At 67.6% G+C, this 19,958-nt stretch carries 22 protein-coding genes and 1 pseudogene; 12 read left to right on the top strand and 11 right to left on the bottom strand.

Annotation, left to right across the window (positions count from 1 at the left end; translation table 11 throughout):
- Nucleotides 1-232: 232 nt before the first annotated feature.
- Nucleotides 233-433, top strand: a complete 201-nt coding sequence (locus HGG74_RS03855; protein ID WP_168485015.1) for a hypothetical protein — start codon at nt 233-235, stop codon at nt 431-433.
- A gap of 102 nt (nt 434-535) precedes the next feature.
- Here the strand turns inward: HGG74_RS03855 and groL are convergent, their stop codons facing one another.
- Nucleotides 536-2,146, bottom strand: a complete 1,611-nt coding sequence (gene groL, locus HGG74_RS03850; RefSeq protein ID WP_168485014.1) for a chaperonin GroEL — start codon at nt 2,144-2,146, stop codon at nt 536-538.
- A 60-nt stretch (nt 2,147-2,206) separates the two neighbouring features.
- Entirely contained in the window at nt 2,207-2,503 is a 297-nt protein-coding gene (groES, locus tag HGG74_RS03845; RefSeq protein WP_168485013.1) for a co-chaperone GroES, read from the bottom strand.
- A 351-nt stretch (nt 2,504-2,854) separates the two neighbouring features.
- On the opposite strand from groES, the gene HGG74_RS03840 reads away from it, so the two are divergent.
- Genes HGG74_RS03840 through HGG74_RS03825 form a run of 4 tightly spaced genes read left to right on the top strand, consistent with a single transcriptional unit; the run spans nt 2,855 to nt 6,645 of the window.
- Nucleotides 2,855-3,796 carry a siderophore ABC transporter substrate-binding protein gene (locus HGG74_RS03840; protein WP_168485012.1) on the top strand — a complete coding sequence of 314 codons (942 nt, stop codon included), beginning with the start codon at nt 2,855-2,857 and terminating at the stop codon, nt 3,794-3,796.
- 20 nt (nt 3,797-3,816) lie between these two features.
- A complete protein-coding gene (locus tag HGG74_RS03835) occupies nt 3,817-4,884 on the top strand; it encodes an ABC transporter permease (RefSeq protein ID WP_168485011.1) in 1,068 nt (355 codons plus the stop codon).
- A complete protein-coding gene (locus tag HGG74_RS03830; protein ID WP_312856725.1) occupies nt 4,877-5,890 on the top strand; it encodes an iron chelate uptake ABC transporter family permease subunit in 1,014 nt (337 codons plus the stop codon). Before HGG74_RS03835 ends, HGG74_RS03830 begins: the two co-directional genes overlap by 8 nt.
- On the top strand, nt 5,887-6,645 hold the full coding sequence (locus HGG74_RS03825; protein ID WP_168485009.1) for an iron ABC transporter ATP-binding protein: 759 nt from the start codon (nt 5,887-5,889) through the stop codon (nt 6,643-6,645). Before HGG74_RS03830 ends, HGG74_RS03825 begins: the two co-directional genes overlap by 4 nt.
- 37 nt (nt 6,646-6,682) lie before the next feature.
- Here the strand turns inward: HGG74_RS03825 and HGG74_RS03820 are convergent, their stop codons facing one another.
- The gene (locus tag HGG74_RS03820; RefSeq protein ID WP_168485008.1) at nt 6,683-7,060 is read right to left on the bottom strand and encodes a VOC family protein; all 378 of its coding nucleotides are present in this window, start codon (nt 7,058-7,060) and stop codon (nt 6,683-6,685) included.
- Between the two features lie 157 nt (nt 7,061-7,217).
- Between HGG74_RS03820 and HGG74_RS03815 the strand changes: the two genes are divergently transcribed.
- The 4 genes and pseudogenes from HGG74_RS03815 to HGG74_RS22220 all read left to right on the top strand — a co-directional run bounded on the left by HGG74_RS03815 (nt 7,218) and on the right by HGG74_RS22220 (nt 11,106).
- Nucleotides 7,218-9,158, top strand: coding sequence for an aconitate hydratase (locus tag HGG74_RS03815; RefSeq protein ID WP_168485007.1), 1,941 nt, complete (start codon nt 7,218-7,220; stop codon nt 9,156-9,158).
- Nucleotides 9,155-9,919, top strand: a complete 765-nt coding sequence (locus tag HGG74_RS03810) for a Crp/Fnr family transcriptional regulator (RefSeq protein ID WP_168485006.1) — start codon at nt 9,155-9,157, stop codon at nt 9,917-9,919. The genes HGG74_RS03815 and HGG74_RS03810 overlap by 4 nt, the downstream gene beginning before the upstream one ends.
- Before the next feature lie 32 nt (nt 9,920-9,951).
- Nucleotides 9,952-10,659: pseudogene (locus HGG74_RS22225) on the top strand (molybdopterin-dependent oxidoreductase); the annotation flags it as partial.
- Between the two features lie 75 nt (nt 10,660-10,734).
- The gene (locus HGG74_RS22220; protein WP_376766118.1) at nt 10,735-11,106 is read left to right on the top strand and encodes a molybdopterin-binding protein; all 372 of its coding nucleotides are present in this window, start codon (nt 10,735-10,737) and stop codon (nt 11,104-11,106) included.
- On the opposite strand, the gene HGG74_RS03800 is transcribed toward HGG74_RS22220, so the two are convergent.
- A complete protein-coding gene (locus HGG74_RS03800) occupies nt 11,095-11,733 on the bottom strand; it encodes a maleylpyruvate isomerase N-terminal domain-containing protein (RefSeq protein WP_205761257.1) in 639 nt (212 codons plus the stop codon). The genes HGG74_RS22220 and HGG74_RS03800 overlap by 12 nt on opposite strands.
- A 238-nt stretch (nt 11,734-11,971) precedes the next feature.
- Here HGG74_RS03800 and HGG74_RS03795 point away from each other — a divergent pair, with 238 nt between their 5' ends.
- Both HGG74_RS03795 and HGG74_RS03790 read left to right on the top strand, forming a co-directional pair.
- Nucleotides 11,972-12,109: a hypothetical protein gene (locus HGG74_RS03795; RefSeq protein WP_168485005.1), complete on the top strand. Its 138-nt coding sequence runs from the start codon at nt 11,972-11,974 to the stop codon at nt 12,107-12,109.
- Nucleotides 12,110-12,195: 86 nt separating this feature from the next.
- The gene (locus HGG74_RS03790) at nt 12,196-12,372 is read left to right on the top strand and encodes a hypothetical protein (protein ID WP_168485004.1); all 177 of its coding nucleotides are present in this window, start codon (nt 12,196-12,198) and stop codon (nt 12,370-12,372) included.
- Nucleotides 12,373-12,487: 115 nt separating this feature from the next.
- On the opposite strand, the gene HGG74_RS03785 is transcribed toward HGG74_RS03790, so the two are convergent.
- From HGG74_RS03785 to HGG74_RS03755, 7 genes are all read right to left on the bottom strand, one after another.
- On the bottom strand, nt 12,488-13,012 hold the full coding sequence (locus tag HGG74_RS03785) for a flavin reductase family protein (protein WP_205761255.1): 525 nt from the start codon (nt 13,010-13,012) through the stop codon (nt 12,488-12,490).
- Entirely contained in the window at nt 13,005-13,370 is a 366-nt protein-coding gene (locus tag HGG74_RS03780) for a cupin domain-containing protein (protein ID WP_168485003.1), read from the bottom strand. The genes HGG74_RS03785 and HGG74_RS03780 overlap by 8 nt, the downstream gene beginning before the upstream one ends.
- Before the next feature lie 2 nt (nt 13,371-13,372).
- Nucleotides 13,373-14,836 (bottom strand): 4-hydroxyphenylacetate 3-hydroxylase family protein, encoded by a 1,464-nt coding sequence (locus HGG74_RS03775; protein WP_168485002.1) that lies wholly within the window; start codon nt 14,834-14,836, stop codon nt 13,373-13,375.
- Nucleotides 14,837-14,841: 5 nt separating this feature from the next.
- Nucleotides 14,842-15,519, bottom strand: coding sequence for a DUF2848 family protein (locus tag HGG74_RS03770; RefSeq protein ID WP_168485001.1), 678 nt, complete (start codon nt 15,517-15,519; stop codon nt 14,842-14,844).
- 20 nt (nt 15,520-15,539) lie between these two features.
- Nucleotides 15,540-16,334: a carbon-nitrogen family hydrolase gene (locus HGG74_RS03765; RefSeq protein ID WP_168485000.1), complete on the bottom strand. Its 795-nt coding sequence runs from the start codon at nt 16,332-16,334 to the stop codon at nt 15,540-15,542.
- Between the two features lie 108 nt (nt 16,335-16,442).
- Entirely contained in the window at nt 16,443-17,090 is a 648-nt protein-coding gene (locus tag HGG74_RS03760) for a GntR family transcriptional regulator (RefSeq protein WP_168484999.1), read from the bottom strand.
- Nucleotides 17,091-17,178: 88 nt separating this feature from the next.
- Nucleotides 17,179-18,534 carry an MFS transporter gene (locus HGG74_RS03755; protein WP_168484998.1) on the bottom strand — a complete coding sequence of 452 codons (1,356 nt, stop codon included), beginning with the start codon at nt 18,532-18,534 and terminating at the stop codon, nt 17,179-17,181.
- Between the two features lie 185 nt (nt 18,535-18,719).
- Between HGG74_RS03755 and HGG74_RS03750 the strand changes: the two genes are divergently transcribed.
- Nucleotides 18,720-19,943, top strand: coding sequence for a class I SAM-dependent methyltransferase (locus HGG74_RS03750; RefSeq protein WP_168484997.1), 1,224 nt, complete (start codon nt 18,720-18,722; stop codon nt 19,941-19,943).
- Nucleotides 19,944-19,958: the final 15 nt, after the last annotated feature.

Here is a 19,958-nt window from a genome sequence, read left to right as displayed (position 1 = left end):
AAACACCGGGCGGCGGCGAAAGTCGCTTCGAAGCCGGTTCTGCGTGGGGGTATAAGTACATCGTAGAACCATTCGCCACCAGCCACTATTTCCGCCCGGAGCCGATGTGGCACAAATAACGGCCTGGTTCCGCCGGTGTTCCGGCCGGGCCGGCAGGGCCTCCCCTCCGGCAGGCAAGCGGCGCTACGCTGGATACGCACGGACCCTTTCAGGTGCGGCGAAAGAAGCAGTGATGGACACTGACCAGAATTACAGCAACGACATCCGCCTCCACACGGAAGATCCCGCCGAAGGCGACGATCCCTGGCCGGGGATCGACATCCGCGCACACTCGCAGGATGCCTCCGAAGGGCCCGACGACGCGCCGTGGAGTCCGCCGCGGGCCGGTCCCGGGCATGTGTGGCTGCAGGACGCCCAGCCGGAAACCGACTGAACCGGCACGCCGCGGAGACGGTTAATGCCGGGAGGGGACCCGGCATCTGCCGGATCCCCTCCCGTCGCGCACGCGGCGCAGTTCCCGCCGTCGGCGGCCCTGCTAGTGCTTGTGGCCTGCGTGGGCGTCCTCGTCCTCGGCCGGCTTCTCCGCGACCAGGGTCTCGGTGGTCAGCACCAGGGCTGCGATCGACGCGGCATTGCGCAGCGCCGAGCGGGTGACCTTGACCGGGTCGATGATGCCGGCGGCGATCAGGTCCTCGTAATCGCCGGTCAGGGCATTGAAGCCGGAGTTGTTCTCCTGCTCGTTCACCTTGGACACAACGACCATGCCCTCGAAGCCGGCGTTCTCGGCGATCCAGCGCAGCGGCTGGGCCAGCGCGCGGCGGACCAGGTTCACCGCGGTGGCGGCATCGCCCTCGAGCTTGAGGACCTCCGGATCCGTGTCCAGAACCTTGGCGGCGTGGACCAGGGCGGAACCGCCGCCGGCCACGATGCCCTCCTCCAGGGCGGCGCGGGTGGCGGAGACAGCGTCCTCGATGCGGTGCTTCTTCTCCTTCAGCTCCACCTCGGTGGCGGCGCCGACCTTGATCACGCCGATGCCGCCGGCCAGCTTGGCCAGGCGCTCCTGCAGCTTCTCGCGGTCCCAGTCGGAGTCGGTGCGCTCGATCTCGGCCCGGATCTGGGCCACGCGGTCGGCCACGTCGGACTCGGAGCCGGCGCCGTCGACGATGGTGGTGTTGTCCTTGGTGACGGTGATCCGGCGGGCGGAGCCCAGCACCTCCAGGCCGACCTGGTCCAGCTTCAGGCCCAGGTCCGGGGAAACGACCTCGGCGCCGGTCAGGATCGCGATGTCCTGCAGCATGGCCTTGCGGCGGTCGCCGAAGCCCGGTGCCTTGACGGCCACGGCGTTCAGGGTGCCGCGGATCTTGTTGACCACCAGGGTCGAGAGGGCCTCGCCCTCGACGTCCTCGGCGATGATGAACAGCGGCTTGCCGGCCTGCAGCGCCTTCTCCAGCAGCGGCAGGAACTCCTGGATGGAGGAGATCTTGCCCTGGTTGATCAGGATGAGCGCGTCCTCGAGGACGGCTTCCTGGCGCTCGGGGTCGGTGACGAAGTACGGGGAGAGGTAGCCCTTGTCGAACTGCATGCCCTCGGTCAGCACCAGTTCGGTGCTGATGCCGGAGGCTTCCTCGATGGTGATGACGCCGTCCTTGCCGACCTTGTCGAAGGCCTCGGCCAGCAGGCGGCCGATCTCCTCACTCTGGGCGGAGATGGTGGCCACCTCGGCAACCTTGTCCTCAACCTCGCGGGCGTTCTCCAGCAGGCGGGCGGCCACGGCCTCGACCGCGACCTCGATGCCGCGCTTGATCTCGCCCGGTGCGGCGCCGGCGGCTACGTTGCGCAGGCCTTCCTTGACCAGGGCCTGGGCCAGCACGGTGGCGGTGGTGGTGCCGTCGCCGGCGACGTCATTGGTCTTGGTGGCCACTTCCTTGGCCAGCTGGGCGCCGAGGTTCTCGTACGGATCGTCCAGCTCCACCTCGCGGGCGATGGTCACGCCGTCGTTGGTGATGGTGGGCGCGCCCCACTTCTTGTCCAGGACCACGTTGCGGCCGCGCGGGCCGAGAGTGACCTTGACGGTGTTGGCCAGCTTGTCGACGCCGGCCTCGAGGGCCTGGCGGGCAGAGTCGCTGAACTCCAACTGCTTTGCCATGTATTGCTCCTTATGGGCGAAAACCCCGGCCGGATGGTCCGGCCGGGGTTACGAGGAAAACTACTTGGTGACGACGGCCAGCACGTCGCGGGCGGACAGCACGAGGTACTCCTCGCCGCCGAACTTGACCTCGGTTCCACCGTACTTGGAGTAGATGACGACGTCGCCTTCGGCCACGTCGACCGGCACGCGGTTGCCGTTGTCATCGACACGGCCCGGTCCTACTGCGACAACCTTGCCTTCCTGCGGCTTCTCCTTGGCGGTGTCCGGGATGACCAGGCCGGAGGCCGTGGTCTGCTCTGCTTCGAGCGGCTGGACAACAATACGATCCTCAAGAGGCTTGATGGAGACCGACACTCGGCTCTCTCCTTTGCATGAGCTACGAATAGGTTCAGTTGCCAAGGACGTCCTGCCGTCGTCGCGGTGCCGGCGGGCTTCCTTGAAGGGGGTTAGCACCCTCGCGGGGAGAGTGCTAACAGCGACTCTATGAGAAGGATTAGCACTCGGTCAAGGTGAGTGCCAGCGGAGCCCGTCCGGCCGCGGTACGACAGCCGCCCGGGCCATGGTTTACCTCACGAATGCAGGATTTGCGGTAAGGCTTACCTAACGGATAGCTTCAAGGAGCGCGCGGAAATAAATCACATTCTTGTCATCTAATGCCGGGGGTGGGCAGTTGGCCTCCGGACCCGACCTGCTACGGAGTCCACCGTGAATACGACAGTCAAGTCCCGCCTGCTGGCCGCATCGGCTGCTTTCTCCCTGCTCGCCCTGAGCGCCTGCGGCCAGGAGGCAGGGGCCTCCGCCGCGGCCGCGGGCGAAACCGTGACGATCGAGCATGCGCAAGGCTCCACCGCCGTTCCGGTCAACCCGGAGACTGTCTACTCCTTCGATCTGGGCGTGCTGGATTCCCTCGACGCCCTGGGCCTGGAGGCCGACGGGGTGCCGGAAGCAGTGTTCCCCGAGTCCCTGTCCAAGTACGAGGACGGGAAGTACACCAAGATCGGCTCGATGAAGGAACCTGACTTCGAGGCCATCTCCGCCGGCGCCCCGGACCTGATCATCATCTCCGGCCGCACCGCCGGCGCCTACGAGGAACTGAGCAAGATCGCCCCCACCATCGACCTGTCCATCGACCAGGCCAGGGCGCTGGAGTCCTTCACCGGGCAGGCAGAAAACCTGGGCAGGATCTTCGAGGCCGAGGACCTCGTCAGCGAAAAGCTGGCGGCCATCGACGCGCAGATCGAAGAGACCAGGGCCAAGGCCGCCGATGCCGGCAAGGGCCTGATCCTGCTGACCTCCGGCGGCGAGGTCACCGCCTACGGCGCCGGCTCCCGCTTCGGCCTGGTCCATGACGTGCTCGGCGTCCCGACCGCTGCCGAGGTCAAGGCCGACGGTGCGCACGGCGAGTCCGTCTCCTTCGAGTTCGTGAAGGAGACCAACCCGGACCTGCTCTTCGTTGTCGACCGCGATGCCGCGATGGGCACCGAGGGCGAGGCCGCCGCCGCCGTCCTGGACAATGACCTGGTCAAGTCCACCAATGCGGTCAGGAACGGCAGGATCGTCCCCCTGGACGCCACCTCCTGGTACAACGTCGGCTACGGCCTGAACAACCTCCCGGCGATGGTCGGCGACGTCGAGGCCGCCCTCTAGCCCGGCTGCCGGAACACGTCATGGCAGCCCCCGCCGTCAACCGGCCGGCCACAGCGGACGCACCGGCGTCCGCTGCGGCCGGCCGCGCAGCCGCGCGCAGCGGGCCGCGGCGCGAGGCCGTCCTGCTGGTGGCCGCCGGCCTGGGGATTGTTGTCCTCGCGGCAGCCAGCATGTTCATCGGCGTATCCGATGTCTCCCTGCCTGCCATGCTGGCAGGGCACCAGGACACCTGGGATATTTTCTGGATTTCCCGCGTACCGCGCACCCTCGCCGTGATCCTGGCCGGTACCGCCGTCGCGGTGGCCGGGCTGATCATGCAGCTGATGGCGCGCAACCGCTTTGTCGAACCTTCGACAGTGGGCACGGTCGAGTCCGCCACCTTGGGCATCCTGGTGGTCACCGTGCTCGCCCCGGCCGCCCCGCTGATGGCCAAGATGGGCGTCGCCGGCGGCTTCGCCCTGGCCGGGACGGCGCTGTTCCTGGCGGTGCTGCGCCGGCTCCCGGCCCGCAGCACCTTGCTGGTGCCGCTGACCGGCATCATGCTCGGCGGGGTGACCGGGTCCGTTACCACCTTCTTCGCCTACCGCTTCGACCTGCTGCAGACGCTGAACAACTGGATGATCGGGGACTTTTCGGGGGTGCTGCGCGGGCGCTACGAACTGCTCTGGATCGTCGCCGCGCTCACCGTCGCCGGCTACATCGCCGCGGACCGCTTCACTGTCGCGGGCATGGGTGCAGACTTCACCACCAACCTGGGCATGAACTACAAGGCGACCATGCGCCTGGGCCTGGTGCTGGTCGCGCTGATCTCCGCCATCGTGGTCACCACCGTCGGCGCCGTGCCGTTCCTGGGTCTGGTGGTGCCCAACCTCGTCTCGCTGCTCTTCGGGGACAACCTGCGCCGGGCCGTACCGTGGACGGCCGTCTTCGGAGCCGGCTTCGTGCTCGTCTGCGACATCCTCGGGCGCACCATCCGCTACCCCTATGAGGTCCCGGTCGGCATGGTCATGTCGGTGGCCGGCGCGGCGGTTTTCCTCCTCCTGCTGCTGCGCGGCCGCCCGAAACGCAAGGGAGCCGGACGTGGCTGACGCTACCGGCCTGCCGTCCCCGGCAGAGCTGCGCCGCCGGGGCCCGCTGCGGCGCACCCCCTCCCCCGCCGTCGTGCTCGCCGTACTCGCCGCGGCAACGCTCGCCGCCGTCGTGCTCTTCATGACCGTGGACCTGCGCGGCAACCTCGGCTACATCCTGCCCCTGCGCGCAGTGAAGGTCGGGGCGATGCTGCTGGTGGCGGTGGCCGTGGGCCTGTCCACCCTGATGTTCCAGACCGTGACGGCCAACCGGATCCTCACCCCCTCCATCATGGGCTTCGACGCCCTGTACCTGTTCATCCAGACGGCCGTTGTCTTCGCCGTGGGAGGCAGCGCGCTGGCCACGGCACCGGCGGCAGGCAAGTTCGCCGTCGAGGTGCTGCTGATGGTGCTCTGCTCCGGACTGCTCTACCGCTGGCTGTTCACCGGCGGCACCCAGTCGCTGCACCTGATGCTGCTGGTCGGGATCGTGCTCGGCACGCTCCTGCGCGGGGCATCCTCCCTGCTGCAGCGACTGATGGACCCCAGCGAATTCATCATCCTGCAGGATTTGTTCTTTGCCTCCTTCAACCAGGTGGATCCGGTCCTGTTGTGGGTCTCGGCGGCCGTGGTCGGAACGGTCGCGGCGGCGGCCTGGCGGCTGCGCCACACCCTGGACGTGCTGGCGCTGGGCCGGGAAACCGCCGTGAACCTGGGTGTGAACCACCGGCGCATCGTCACCTGGGTGCTGGTGATGTGCTCGGTCCTGGTGGCCGTCTCCACCGCGCTGGTAGGTCCGGTGACGTTCTTCGGCCTGCTGGTGGTGACCCTCGGGTACCAGCTCTGCCGCGACTACTCCCACCGCTGGCTGCTGCCGGCCGTGTCCCTGCTGGGCGCGGTGGCGCTGATCGGCGGCCAGCTGGTGCTGGAGAAGGTGTTCGGCTTCGATACCGCGCTGAGCATCCTGATCGAATTCGCCGGCGGCATCCTGTTCCTGTTCCTGCTGCTGAAGGGTTACCTGAAGTGATCCGGCTCTCCGGCGTCTGCAAGTCCTACGGCACCGCCCGGGTGGTGGACGATGTCACCGCCGGCATCCCCTCCGGCGGCGTCACCTCCATCATCGGCCCCAACGGCGCCGGCAAGTCCACGCTGTTGTCGCTGATCTCCCGGCTGCAGCCGATGGATGCCGGCACCGTGGCCGTGGGCGGCCTGGACGTGGCCGCAACCCCGAGCCGGCAGCTGGCCAGGACCATGGCGATCCTGCGGCAGGAAAACCACCTGACCATGCGCCTGAAGGTCCGGGACCTTGTGGCCTTCGGCCGTTTCCCCCACTCGGGCGGCCGGCCCACTGTCGAGGACCGCGGGCATATCGAGCGCGCCTTGGAACAACTGGACCTGCTGCCGCTGGCGGACAAGTTCGTCGACGAACTCTCCGGGGGCCAGCGCCAGCGGGCCTTCATCGCCATGGTCCTGGCGCAGGACACCGAGTACCTGCTGCTGGACGAGCCGCTGAACAACCTGGACATGAAGCATTCGGTGGAGATGATGCGCCTGCTGCGCCGGCTGGCTGACGAGCTGGGCAAGACGGTGGTGGTGGTCATCCACGACATCAACTTCGCGTCCTGCTACTCGGACACCATCCTGGCCATGCGCGGCGGCCGGCTGCTGCACCAGGGCACGCCGGGGCAGATCATGCAGCCGGAGGTACTGCGGGAGGTCTACGACATCGACATCCGGATCGAGGAAATCGCCGGCAACCGGATCGGCGTCTACTTCGCCTGAGGCCGGGCCCGCGGCGGCTGGGATTCCCTCCCGGGCCTTAGTCCTTCAGGACCGCGAGCACATTGCCGGCCGGGTCCTTGAACCAGGCAATTTCCAGTCCTTCAGCGCGCATGATGCCGCGGTCATCGGTGGGCAGGCCGGGGTCGTCGTAAATCTTGGTCTGCACTCCCAGGTCGTTGAGCTGCTGGACAGCTGCGTCCACATCCTCCACCAAAAAATTCAGGACGGTGAAGGTGGCCGGTTCATGATTGTCCTTGGGATAGACCAGGACCTTCCCGCCGCCGGGCAACGTGAGGTCCAAGGTACCCATGCCGCCGTCGGCCACCGTGAGCCCGAGGGTGCGGCCATAGAACTGTCTTGCGGCAGGGATGTCATTGACGCTGAAACTGCTCAGGGCGCCTTTGGCAACGAACATGGTGCTCTCCTTTGACGGACCGGCCGGATGAACACGTTCCACGATGGCACGGACGTGCCGCACCCGCCAGAGGCCCCTCGCGCCATCGTTCCTGCAGGCCTAGCATGGGAACAGGGCCCGCTGCCGGTGACGGCCCCGGGCCTGGACGGAGAAGGCCATGGGACAAAACCTTGCGCAAAAACTCATCAGCGAGCACCTGGTCAGCGGCGGGATGACGCCGGGAACCGAGATCGGGCTCCGGATCGACCAGACCCTGACCCAGGACGCCACCGGCACTATGGTGATGCTGGAGCTGGAAGCGCTCGGCCTGGACCAGGTCAGGACCGAGCTGTCCGCCCAGTACGTGGACCACAACCTGCTGCAGACCGACGAAAAGAACCCCGAAGACCACCTCTTCCTGCTTTCGGCCGCCCAGCGCTTCGGCCTCTGGTTCTCCAAACCCGGCAACGGCGTCTCGCACCCGGTGCACCAGGCCCGCTTCGGCCGGCCCGGGGCCTCGTTGGCCGGCTCCGATTCGCATACCTGCGCCGCCGGCGCCCTGGGCATGCTGGCCATCGGCGTCGGCGGTCTGGAGGTGGCGATGGCCATGGCCGGCGACCCGCTGTACCTGGCCATGCCCCGGATCTGGGGCGTGGAGCTGACCGGGAAGCTGCCGGACTGGGTCTCGGCCAAGGACGTGATCCTGGAGCTGCTGCGCCGCCACGACGTCAAGGGCGGGACCGGCCGCATCATCGAATACTACGGCCCCGGGCTGGCGCACCTGACGGCGATGGACCGGCACGTGATCGCGAACATGGGCGCGGAGCTTGGTGCCACCACGAGCGTCTTCCCGGCCGACGGCGCCGTTCGGGACTATCTGCGGGCAGTGGGCCGCCCGCAGGACTTCCGCGAGCTGGCGGCCGATCCGGACGCCGGCTACGACGACACCGAGACTATCGACCTGTCCGGCCTGGAACCGCTGATCGCCCGGCCCTCCTCCCCCGGCAACGTGGTGCCGGTGCGCGAGGCGGCCGGGGAGGAGGTCTTCCAGGTGGTCGTCGGCTCCTCGGCCAATCCGGGGCTGAGGGACTTCGCGGTGGTGGCCGAGATCCTGGCCGGCCGGCAGACCCACCCGCAGGTCTCCGTCGATGTGAATCCCACGTCGCGGGAGCTGCTGCAGGACCTGGCCAAGGGCGGCTGGCTCTTCCAGCTCATCCAGGCCGGCGCACGCATCCACCAGGCCGGCTGCATGGGCTGCATCGGCATGGGACAGGCCCCGGCCACCGGACGCAACAGCCTGCGCACCGTGCCGCGCAATTTTCCGGGCCGCTCGGGCACCCGGGAAGACGCCGTCTGGCTCTGCTCCCCGGAGACAGCCGCCGCCGCGGCGCTGACCGGGGTGATCACGGACCCGAGGGACCTGGGCCGCGATTTGGGGCTCGGCTACCCGCGGCCGGACCTGCCGGGCCGCTACAGCAGCAACACCGCCATGCTGCAGCCGCCGCTGCCCCGGGACCAGGCCCGGGACGTGGAACTGGTGAAGGGCGCCAATATCTCCTCGCTGCCGGACTTCGACCCGCTGCCGGACGAGCTGGAACTGCCGGTGCTGCTGAAGATGGGCGACAATGTGTCCACCGACGAGATCATGCCCGCCGGCGCCCAGGTGCTGCCCTACCGCAGCAACATTCCCAAAATCGCCGAGTTCAGCTTCAGCAGGATCGCCGCCGACTACCCGGAGCGGGCCCGGGCAGCGGGGGCGGGGCACGCCGTCGTGGGCGGGGAGAATTACGGGCAGGGATCGTCGCGCGAGCACGCCGTAATCGCCCCGCGCTATCTGGGGCTGCGGGTCGTCGTCGCCAGATCCTTTGCCCGGATCCATTGGCAGAACCTGGCCAACTTCGGCATCCTTCCGCTGGAGTTCGCCCGGCCGGCAGACTACAACGCCCTCCGTCCCGGCAGCGTGCTGGCGTTCAGGGGCCTGCGTGCCCTGCGGCCGGGCACGGACATCGGCGCAGAGCTGGACGGGCAGGCGATCGTGCTGAAGCACCGACTCTCGGAGCGCCAGGTGGCCATGGTGCTGGCAGGGGGCAGAATTCCATATACGGCGGCCCGGCGATGACGGCGGAGGCCGGCCCGGGCCGGGTCTGGTCCGCGGACAGCCTGACGCGCCAGGCCGTGGCTGCGTCGCAACTGGGCGGGCTTCCCGAACCGCTGCTGGATGAGCTCCTGTACGGTACTACGCGCATCCTGGTCCCGGCGGGCACCATGACCCACCGCGAGGGCGATACCGCGGCGCACCTGGAACTGGTGGTCTCCGGACTGCTGAAGTTCTATGCCACCGCCCCGGACGGCCGGACGATCACCGTGCGCTACTGCCGCCGCGGCGCCCTGATCGGCGTGGTGTCCCTGTTTGCCCCACATTTTGCCCTGCCGGCGAGCGCGGTGGCGCTGACCGACACGAGCCTGCTGCAGCTGGCGGCCGGCCGGGCCCGGGCCGCGGCCGCGCGCGAACTGCCGGTGGCCCATGCGTTCCTGCGCGAGCTCAGCGAGCGAGTGCTCGGGTTCATGGCCGAAATCCCGGGCAGCGCCTTCACCTCGGTGCGCCAGCGCGTGGCCCGGCACCTGCTGGACCTGGCCGCCGGCAATGACGACGGCGGCCAGCCGGTCCTGCCGGCGGCCTGGCCGGGGGCCGGGCCCGAGCTGGCCGTGCATACCACCCAGCAGGAACTCGCCGAGGCGGTCGGCTCGGTCCGGGAAGTGGTGGTGCGGATCCTGCGCGAGCTGCGCGAAGCCGGCGTCGTCCGCACGGAACGGGACCGCATCGTCGTCGTCGAGCCCGGCCGGCTCGCGGAACTGGCCGTGTGGAACCCAAGTTCCTGACAGCGGTCCGCACCGCGGTGAACACTGAAGGCATGACGACGCGACGACGGCCCGGCGCCCCTGGCGCATCGGCCGTGCATCCCGCTCCGGAAGCCGCCAGCCTGGCCGGCCAGCTCCCGGTGGCAGACCCCCCGCTGACCGCCGAAGAGCTTCAGCTGGCCTCCCGCAACCATGCGATGCCGCTGGAGATGCTCGGTTTCGACCGCACCCCGGCAGGCCTGCACTACCTGCTGATCCACTTCGATGTCCCTGCGATCGATGCCGGAGGCTGGCGCCTGCGCATCGGCGGTGCTGTCCGGCGCCCGCTGGAAGTGTCCCTGCCCGAGCTGCAGGCCCGCGGCCGGCGCACACTGGCCGTCACGCTGGAATGCGCCGGCAACGGGCGCAGCCTGCTGCACCCGCGGCCGGTCAGCCAGCCTTGGATACTTGGCGGCATCGGCACCGCCGCGTGGACGGGCACCCCGCTGGCTCCGCTGCTTGAGGAGGCCGGGCTGGAACCGGAGGCGGTGGAAATCGTCTTCACCGGTGCCGACCGGGGCATCTAGGGCGGCCAGGAGCACAACTACGCCCGCAGCCTGCCGCTGTCCGAGGCGCTCTCCCCGGATGTGCTGCTGGCTTGGGCGATGAACGGGGCCCCGCTGCCCCCGCAGCACGGTTTCCCGGTGCGACTGCTGGTGCCGGGCTGGTACGGCATGGCGAGCGTGAAATGGCTGACCGGCATCGAGGCCGCCACCGCGCCCTTCGAGGGGTTCCAGCAGATCGGTTCCTACCGGTACAAGCAGGACGAGGAGGAACGGGGCGAGCCGGTCACCCGGATGAAGGTCCGTTCGCTGATGGTCCCACCGGGCATCCCGGACTTCCTCACCCGGCACCGGCTGGTGCAGGCGGGACCGGTGCTGCTGCGCGGGCGGGCCTGGTCGGGCAGGGCGCCCATCCAGCGGGTCCAGGTGGCCGTGGACGGCGTGTGGTCCGAGGCGCAGCTGGATGCGCCCGACGGCGAGTTCGCGTGGCGCGGCTGGTCCTTCAGCTGGCAGGCCGAAGCCGGCGAACATCTGCTGATGTGCCGGGCGATGGACGGCCTGGGCCAGCTCCAGCCGCTGGAGCCGGAATGGAACTGCCTGGGCATGGGCAACAACGCCGTGCAGCGGGTGGCCGTGACCGTGGCCGGCCCGGCGTCAGACCACTGAGAAACCCTGCGGCAGGGACCGGCGGCCGGTGAGCGCCAGCAGCAGCGCCGCGCCGTCGCCCCGTCCGACGGCGATGCGCAGCGCCAGTTCCCCGGCGGCCAGTTCCACGTCCGCCGGCAGGCGGACCTCGGTCCCGCAGGCGGCCGCCAGGTCCAGCGAATGGACCGCCAGCTCGAAGATCCGGGTGGGCAGGTAATCGCCCAGGCGCATGCCGCCGGCCACGGTGCTGATGACGCGGTCGGTTTCCTGCGGCAGCCGTGCCTCGAGCCTGGCCAGCATCGCGTCCACCGCCGCCACCGGCTCATCGCCCAACTGTTCCCCTGCCTGCACCGCCCGCGGGGTGACCTCCGGGGAACTGGCCAGGCCGGGGGTGCGGTAGTAGGCGGCTGCGGACTCCACCTCCACGCGGTCGGCCGGCCGGTCCAGGTAGGTCAGCACGGTAGACAGGGCCCGGCTGGTGTGCCCGGCGAGGGTCCGTATACTCCACTCCCCGAGTCCGGGACGGTCCCAGCCGTCGACGGGCAGCCGCGCCAGCAGGTCACGGAAGCAGCGGGCCGCGGTCAGGTACAGGGCGATTTCCTCGCGCAGGTTCCGGCGATGGCTTGCCGCCATGGCAGTTTCTCCCATGGCAGGAGCCTAATGTATCCACTGCCCGGGCCTGCTCTGAAAAAACGTGCAATTGGCAACGGTCAATCGTCACCTTGTGGCGCCGGTCCGGCGCGGGCAGTCCGCTGCCCTGGCGCCATCCCGGGGGAGCGGAACACGCGGGCGGGTCTGCCGGTGCCCGGCCGTACCGCATCCGGCCAGACTTCCGGCGGACGCACCGCCTGCGTCCTACGACCGGCATCTTCTCGGAGGCACTGCCATGATGAAAAGGTCAGCGATGCGGCGCCTGCTGCTCCTCATCGCAGGCATAGTCCTGGGTCTGCCCGCAGGCCTGGGCATGCCGGCTCCGGCCGGGGCGAGCGTCGAGGCGGCTCCGGACAGCGCCGTTGCCGTCTAAAGGACACTTCGTACCTGTATCTGGATATCAAGAAGAACGGTCATTACCGTGTCGAGGGAAAGGACTGCAAAGCCAAGTTCGTGCACGTGTGGGTCATTGACATCTCGAAGAAGAAGCACCGCGTCGTCGATGACCGGTGGGTCAAGACCAACAAGTACAACGATTTCAAGTTCACCGACCACGGCCTGAAGTGCGGACGGACCTACATTGCCGCCAGCTACAAAGGCAGATGGCTGGGACTACAGCAACAAGGACCGCTATGACTGCCGCAAATACGGCAAACAGGCAGTCGCTGTAGAGCAACAGCGGGATGGGGTGGCCGCGGCTGCGGCCACCCCATCCCGCTGTGCAGGGGCCGGGGCAATTCCCTTCCCCGGGTCAGAAGAACCAGGGCAGCTCCGCGTGGTGGAAGTCATGGAACGACCCGAATTTTCCGGCATTGAAAGCGAGCGCCGCTCCATTGCGGTCGCGGCAGCCGGTGACCTGCCCGAAGAAGACCTGGTGGTCCCCGATTTCGTACTGGTTCACCACGGTGCAGTCGGCCTGGGACAGGGCGTCCTTGACCACCGGCAGTCCGTTGTCCGTGTAGTCGAACTCACCGACTTCGAAGCGTTCGCCGCCGCGGGTGGCGAACTTGCGCGCAATCGCCTCCTGTTTGGCGCCCAGGATCGAGATGGCGAACCTGCCGGATTCGAGCAGGGCGTCGGTGGTCCGGGCTCCGAACGTCAGCGACACCATCAGGATGGGCGGGTCGAGGCTGATGGAGGTCAGCGAGTTGATCGTCATTCCGTGCAGTTCATCGCCGCTGCGCGTGGTGACGACGGCAACGCCGGTCAGGAACCTGCCCATGGTGCGGCGCATTGCCAGGCTGTCGGGAACCTGGAACTGGCTCTGCCTACTCATGGCCGGCCCCGTCCCTGCTGTAGTACCTGACTTCGAACATCTTGGCCCCGGTCTCGGAGATCCACGGCCCGTGCTCCATGCCCGGCGGCCGGGTGGCCCAGTCGCCGGCCTTGAAGGTCTTGTTCAGGCGCTGGTCCACGAACGAGCCTTCGAAGATGAAGACTTCCTCCCAGAAGTCGTGCCGGAGCGGACCGTTCGGCGAGGTGTCGGTGCCCGGTTCGAATTTCAGGATCCGGGTCACGGCGTCGCTTTCATCGTCCCGCGCGAGGATCGCCTCGGACAGACCCTCGATCGGCGGATCGCAGGGGGTGAATTCGACGGAACTGACGGGGGTGAATTCCACCTCGGGCTTGGCCATGGTCAGTGCTCCTTCCTGCCGCTGACGCCGTACTGGGAGAGGAATTCATCCAATTCTTCCACGACTCCTTCATAGCCGAAGTTGCGGAACGTGTAGGCCCCCTTGACCACAAAGGGCGCACCCGCATAGAACATCTCGTACTGCTGGTGCCGGCCGGCGAATTCGGACCCGACGATGTCCCAGGCAAGCTTGAACAGCTTGACCCGCTCCTCGCTGGGCACGCCCGGCGACTGGACGTAGTGCTCCATGTCCCCCCGGGTCACATCGCTCTTCAGGTCCGCGACGCTGGAAGGCAGCTGCAGCACGCCCCCGCCCACCAGGTCGCGCAGGATGGAGATGATTCGCGGGTATGTCTCGAACTGCAGTCCCATAGCGCCGTACAGGGCACGCTTCCCGGGAATCATGACCCCGGCGCCGTCGGCTTCGGCCGTGTACTCAGCCGCCAGCACACCGGACTCCACGCCGGAGACCAGCGCCGCCAGTTCGCCTAGTTTCTCCTGGACACCCGGGATCTTGTCCGTGCCGTTGACCTGGGTGACCTTGCGGGCCACGGCGGCAATGAACTTCAGCTTGGTCATGAAGCGGATCTGCGCCTGCCAGTTGCCCAGCGCATGGGCGCCGGTGTCGAAGAACTGGCGCCGCAGGGTGTCCACATCCCGGTCCACGAAGACCCGCTCCCAGGGCACAAGGACATCGTCGAAGACCACCAGAGCGTCCGGCTCGTCATAGCGGGTGGTCAGCGGATAGTCGAACTCGCTCGTCGCCGCCGGCGCATACGGCCTGCGGCAGTAGAACTTCAGGCCCTCCGTCGCGGCCGGCAGGGCGAAGCTGACGGCGAAGTCCACATCGTCGGGTCCGAGGGGCTTGATGCAGGTGACGAACACTTCGTCGGCAATCGCCCCGCCGGTGGCCAGCATCTGCGAGCCGCGCACGATGATGCCTTCGTCCGTTTCGCGGACCACGCCCACCTGCAGGAAGTCGCCTTCCCAGCCGGATGCCGTCGTCGCACGCGAAACCTGCGGCGGGATGATGGCGTAGGACACGTAAAGGTTTTCGCTGAGAATCCGCTTGTAGTAGTTGGCGATGTTCTCCGAGAAATCGTGCGTCTCGGTCCTGAACACCTCCGGGTGGGTGCCGAAAGCCGCGAAAAATGTTCCCACATGATCCGGGCTGCGCCCTACCCACCCGTGGGTGTGCTTGGCCCAGACTTCGATGGCCCGGCGGCGCTCGGTCAATTCCCCGGCTGTGCGCGGCGCCATAAAGACACGGTTGGCGGTACCGCCGATGTCGTCGGAGTGCGCCTGCATGCCGTTGGCCGGATCTGCCGCCAGGTCAAAGAGCTCGGCCATGGTCCGCGCCACCCGGGCGAAGGCCGGATGCACTGTCACGTCGTCGACAACGTCGCCGTCGAGGAGGACCGTCCGCCCGTCCTTGAGCGATTCCAAATATTCTTTTCCAGTGCGCATGTGAGTCAGCCTTTCTCCATGGTGTACTCGTGTTCAAGAAACCGCCCGCCGGGCAGGTCCAGGCGGACGCGCCAGCGCGTTCCGGCCCTGAACTTCCCGTCCAGCAGCGGAAGGGTTCCGCCCAGGCAGACGAAGTCGTCGTCGCCAAGCCCGGTCCGCTCGAGGAAGAGGTCCACAATCTCCTTGGGTGTGCGCAGCCCGGACAGGGTGCCCTCCTGGTAACGGTCCCCGTCCACCCAGCAGCGGGCCACGCACTCGTCCAGGGACAAGGCGGCCAGGTCGTCGACAGCGATCACCGTGCGGGAGACCGGCTTGGGGCAGGCCCGCTTGGAGGCTGCGACGTCCTGGGTTTCCAGGTCACGGTCGGTGTGGTCGGAGCCAATGCCGAGGAAGTACCTGCCGGCGTGGCGGATATAGACCGGCTCCACTTCGCCCGAGGTGAGGTGTTCGGACCCGGTATGCCTGCCCGAGGTGTCGAACAGTTCCGGCGGCATGGGGTAGAACATCGGGATTTCCGGCGGCGGTGCCACGCCGATGGCGGCCAGTTCGTCAATGTGGTGCTGGACCGCTGCCAGGTCGCGTCCGGTATAGCCGGCCACGACGGCGGTGAAACCGGACAGGACGATTTCTTCGCCTGTTCCGTCAACACTGAAGGCCAGCGGTTTGTCCGCAGCAGCGTTCATTGCTCCTCCTGGTAGGTGAGCTAGTTGGTGAGGTGGTCGTATGCCGGGAGCCTGTCGGCCAGGACCGGGAATTCCTCGCGGGTAGCGCGGACCTGGTCCGGATCAATGTCCACGATCAGCACTTCCTCCTCGTCGCCGGCTTCCGCCAGCACAACGCCGGAAGGATCGACCACCCGGCTGTGGCCTCCGAGCGTGACTCCTGCCTGCTCGCCGACGGCATTGCAGGCCAGCACGAAGATCTGGTGTTCGAGGGCGCGGGCGGAGGTCAGCAGCCGCCAGTGTTCGCGGCGGGCCGCAGGCCAGGCCGCCGGCACGATGACCAGTTCCACTCCCCGCTTGCTCAACTCCATCCACAGGCCGGGGAACCGCAGGTCGTAGCAGGTGGTGCCGGTGACGCGGCCGAACGGTGTTTGGACCACCGGAAGCGCGGAACCGGGGGTCAGCAACTTGGACTCCAGCGACTGGTAGCCGAAGACATGGACCTTGCTGTAGGAGTGGATCACCCTGCCCTCCGGGCTCAACAGGATCGAGGTGTTCTTCAGCTGGCCGTTCCCGGAGGTCTCGACGATGCTGCCCAGGTGGACGTGCGCCTGCAGGTCCCTGGCCACCCGGGAGCACATGGTAACGGTGGGGCCGTCCATGGTTTCGGCCAGGCTGGCATAGTCATCGAAATGGAAGTACCCGGCGCTCCAGAGCTCGGGAAGGACAATGAGGTCCACTCCGTTGAGCCCGCGGAGGGTCTGTTCCACCCGGGCGATCCGCTCCGCCTGGGTTTCCCCATCCGGGCTGGCCACCTGGACAAGGGCCACTTTCATACTCATTCCTCTGTTCGTAGCGATGATGCAGGTTCTGCCGTGTGCAGGCCCGGGCTAGTTCGTCGCACGTTCCCACTGCCCGCTTCGCTCGCAGCGGGGCCCGCGGCGCTAGCTGCCCGGTGCCTTGAGTGCCGCCAACGTGGAGGCCAGGTGCTCCCCGGTGGCCTGCGCGGCCTGCAGGGGATCACCCGACTGGATCGCTTCCACGATCGACCGGTGCTCCGCCAGGACATGGTCGCTGCGCCCCTGGCTGTCCCGGATGGCGCGGACGCCCATCCGCAGCTGTTTGTACCTGAGGGATCCGTAGACTTCCGCGAGCACCGGGTTGCCGGCGGCGGTCACGATGTCCTTGTGGAAGTCGATGTCGCACTGAATGAACTGGACCGGGTCGGAGATGATCTCGGACTGCCTGGCCAGCAGGTCCTCAAGGTTCCGCGTCGAGTAGGAGGACCCGGTGACCTTGCGGACCGCCCATTCCTCAATGACCCGCCGGGCCTCCATCATCGCGTCGATGTCCTTCTCCGACAGTGCCGGCACATAGGCGCCCCGGCGCGGGACCCGGCGGAGCAGGCCTTCGGCCTCGAGCCGCAGCAGGGCTTCGCGGACGGGAGTCCGCGAAGTCCCCGAAGCTTCCGCCACTGCGTTCTCGCTCAGGAAGGCCTCCTCGTCCCACGGCAGCGAGGTGATCGCGTCCCGCAGCCACAGATAGGCAACTTCCGGGGCCGTGGGCTGGACCGGCTTCTTCAGTACGTTCATGGTCGGTTACTCCTTGACTCGTCGGCGCGAAAGCATCCTCTCAGGTTTCCACGCGGCCGACACCGAAGAAAGCTGCCTGCCCTTCCTCCTACAGTCCGGGCCGGACCGAAGGCTCGTCCAGGTCGCTGAGCCGCAGATGCCTGGTTTCCTTGGCAACCAGCGCGGAAATCAGCGAGATGAGTCCCATCCCGGCGAGGTAGATGCCGATGGCGTAGCCGGTTCCGAACTGCGTGTAGAGCGCCAGTGCGATGACCGGAGACAGGGCGCCTGCCACGACCGATGCCAGATTGTAGGAAACCGAGGTTCCGCTGTAGCGGACATCGGTGGGGAACAGTTCGGAGAAGAACGCGCCGATCACTGCACTGTAGGTCGCGAAGATCAGCAGGCCGACGACGGCCGCAATCGTCACGCTCAGAAGGGTGCCCATGTCCAGGAAGAAGAAGAAGCCGAAGGCCCAGATCATGGTGGCGATGGAGGCCGCGATGATCAGCGGCCGGCGTCCGATCCTGTCGGCCTGGAGCGCGAGGAGCGGGATGGCGATGACTGCCGCGGCCTGGCCGATCATGACGGCCGTCAGTCCGGTCTGCCGCTCCATACCCAGGATCTCGGTCACATAGGTGATGATGAAGAGGGAGTAGATGTAGAAACCTGCATTTTCGCCCATGCGGGTTCCCGCAGCAATCAGGATCTGCCGCCAGTTGCGCCGGACGAGCTTGGTCAGCGGCAGCTTGACTTCGCGATGCTCCTGCTCTTCCCGCCGCTTCTGGGCTTCCTTGAAGAGCGGTGTCTCCTGGACGTACAGGCGGAGGAAGAGGCCGATGAAGACAAGGATGGCTGACAAACCGAAGGCAATTCTCCAGCCCCAGGCCAGGAACGATTCTTCGGGCATCATTGCGGCCAGCAGCGCCAGGACGCCTGCTGCCATCAGGTTGCCCAGCGGCGGTCCGATGTTGGGCCAGGATGCCCAGAAGGCGCGCCGGGCGCTTTCATCGCCATGTTCGGAGACCAGAAGCACTGCCCCGCCCCATTCCCCGCCGAGGGCGAATCCCTGGACCAGCCGCAGCAGGAGCAGCAGCAGCGGTGCAGCGACGCCGATGACGGCGTAGGTGGGGACCACTGCAATGAGAGCGGTCGCTATACCCATCATGAGCAGGCTGGCGATCAGGGTGGCACGCCGTCCGTGCTTGTCCCCGAAGTGCCCCATCACGACGGCGCCGAGCGGACGCGCGATGAAGCCGGCGGCGAACGTACCCAGCGCCAGCATGGTGCCGATCAGCGGGTCATCGGTCGGGAAGTAAAGCCTGTTGAAAACCAAGGCGGCCGCGGTCCCGTAGAGGAAGAAGTCGTACCATTCGACGGCGGTGCCGGCCAGGCTCGAGCCGGCAACGACGGGCATCCGCGAATGCTTCTGGCGCCTGCGCTCGTCTTTGGACAGTTCGTTCATGGGATGTATTTCCTAGATGCGAAGGGGTCCGGTGTTGTGTCAGCGGATGCGCTGCCCCTGAGGCCAGGCAGCAACGCATTGTGATGCATCTCACTTTATACCGCTTGTATACAGATTGTCTATAGGAGTCCGGGGAGCAGTTTCCCGCTCCCCGGAAGGGCCCTGCCGTTAGCTAGGCTGGAAGCATGGCCGAGACCTCCACTGAACACGAACACATCGCCCCGCTGCTGACCTCCGAGGGCTGGGCGCTGCTGAACTCGCTCGGCCCCTACTCGGAGAAGGACAGCCTCAAGACCAGTCTTGAACTGCGCAAGGCCGGCCACTCCCCCGAACTCGTCTCCGCCGTGCTGACCCAGGCGAAGCTGCGGGCCAAAGCCGCCGCCAAGTTCGGCCCGTTCGCCGAGCGGATGCTCTTCACCCACGCCGGCTTGGAGCAGGCCACCCGGCTGAACATCGCCGCGCTGCACGCCCAGCGCTTCGCGGCCGCCGGCCTGGCCCATGTGGCGGACCTAGGCTGCGGCATCGGCGCCGATGCGATGGCCCTGGCCACGCTGGACCGCAAGGTCACCGCCGTCGAACGCGACGAAATTACGGCCGCCGTCGCCACCATCAACCTGATGCCGTGGCCGGAGGCCACCGTGGTCAATGCCGATGCCACCGCGGTGGACCTGGCCGGCGTGGACGGCGTCTGGCTGGATCCGGCACGGCGGACAACAACGACGTCGGGCACCACGCGGCTGTTCGATCCGGAGGCCTTCTCCCCGCCGCTGTCCTTCGTCGAGTCGCTGGCCGACCGCGGCCTGCCGGTGGGGGTGAAGATGGGGCCGGGGATTCCGCACGAATCGCTGCCGGCCAACTGCGAGGCGCAGTGGGTTTCCGTCCACGGGGAGGTGGCTGAGGCGGCACTCTGGTTCAACTCGCTGGCCAGGCCGGGCATCCGGCGCGCCGCGCTGGTCATCCGCGACGGCGGCTCGGCCGAGCTGACCAGCGGCACCGATTATGAGCGTGACCACCAGGACGTGGACCTTGGCCCGGCGGAGGGCTACCTGTACGAGCCGGACGGCGCCGTTATCCGGGCGGGCCTGGTGGCCGACGTGGCCCGGCAACTGGGCGGGCACCTGCTGGATCCGCACATCGCCTACATCTGTGCCCCGGAGCTGGTGGCTACGCCCTTCGCCCGCGCCTACAAGGTCCTGGAGGTCCGGCCCTACAACGTCAAGAAACTCAAGGCATGGGTGAAGGCTTCCCGGATCGGCGTGCTGGAGATCAAAAAGCGCGGCACCTCGGTGGCTCCGGACGAGCTGCGCAAGACGCTGCTGACGGGTTCCGGCAAGGGCCCGAACAAGGCCACTCTGGTGCTGACGCGGATCGGCGAGGAGCGGGTGGCGATTGTGGTGGAGCCGGTCTGAGCCGGACCTTACCGC

This window comes from Arthrobacter mobilis, from assembly GCF_012395835.1.
Taxonomy (GTDB): Bacteria; Actinomycetota; Actinomycetes; order Actinomycetales; family Micrococcaceae; genus Crystallibacter; species Crystallibacter mobilis.
Note: the sequence above shows the minus strand (reverse complement) of the source record. Positions and strands in the feature narration are given on the sequence as shown.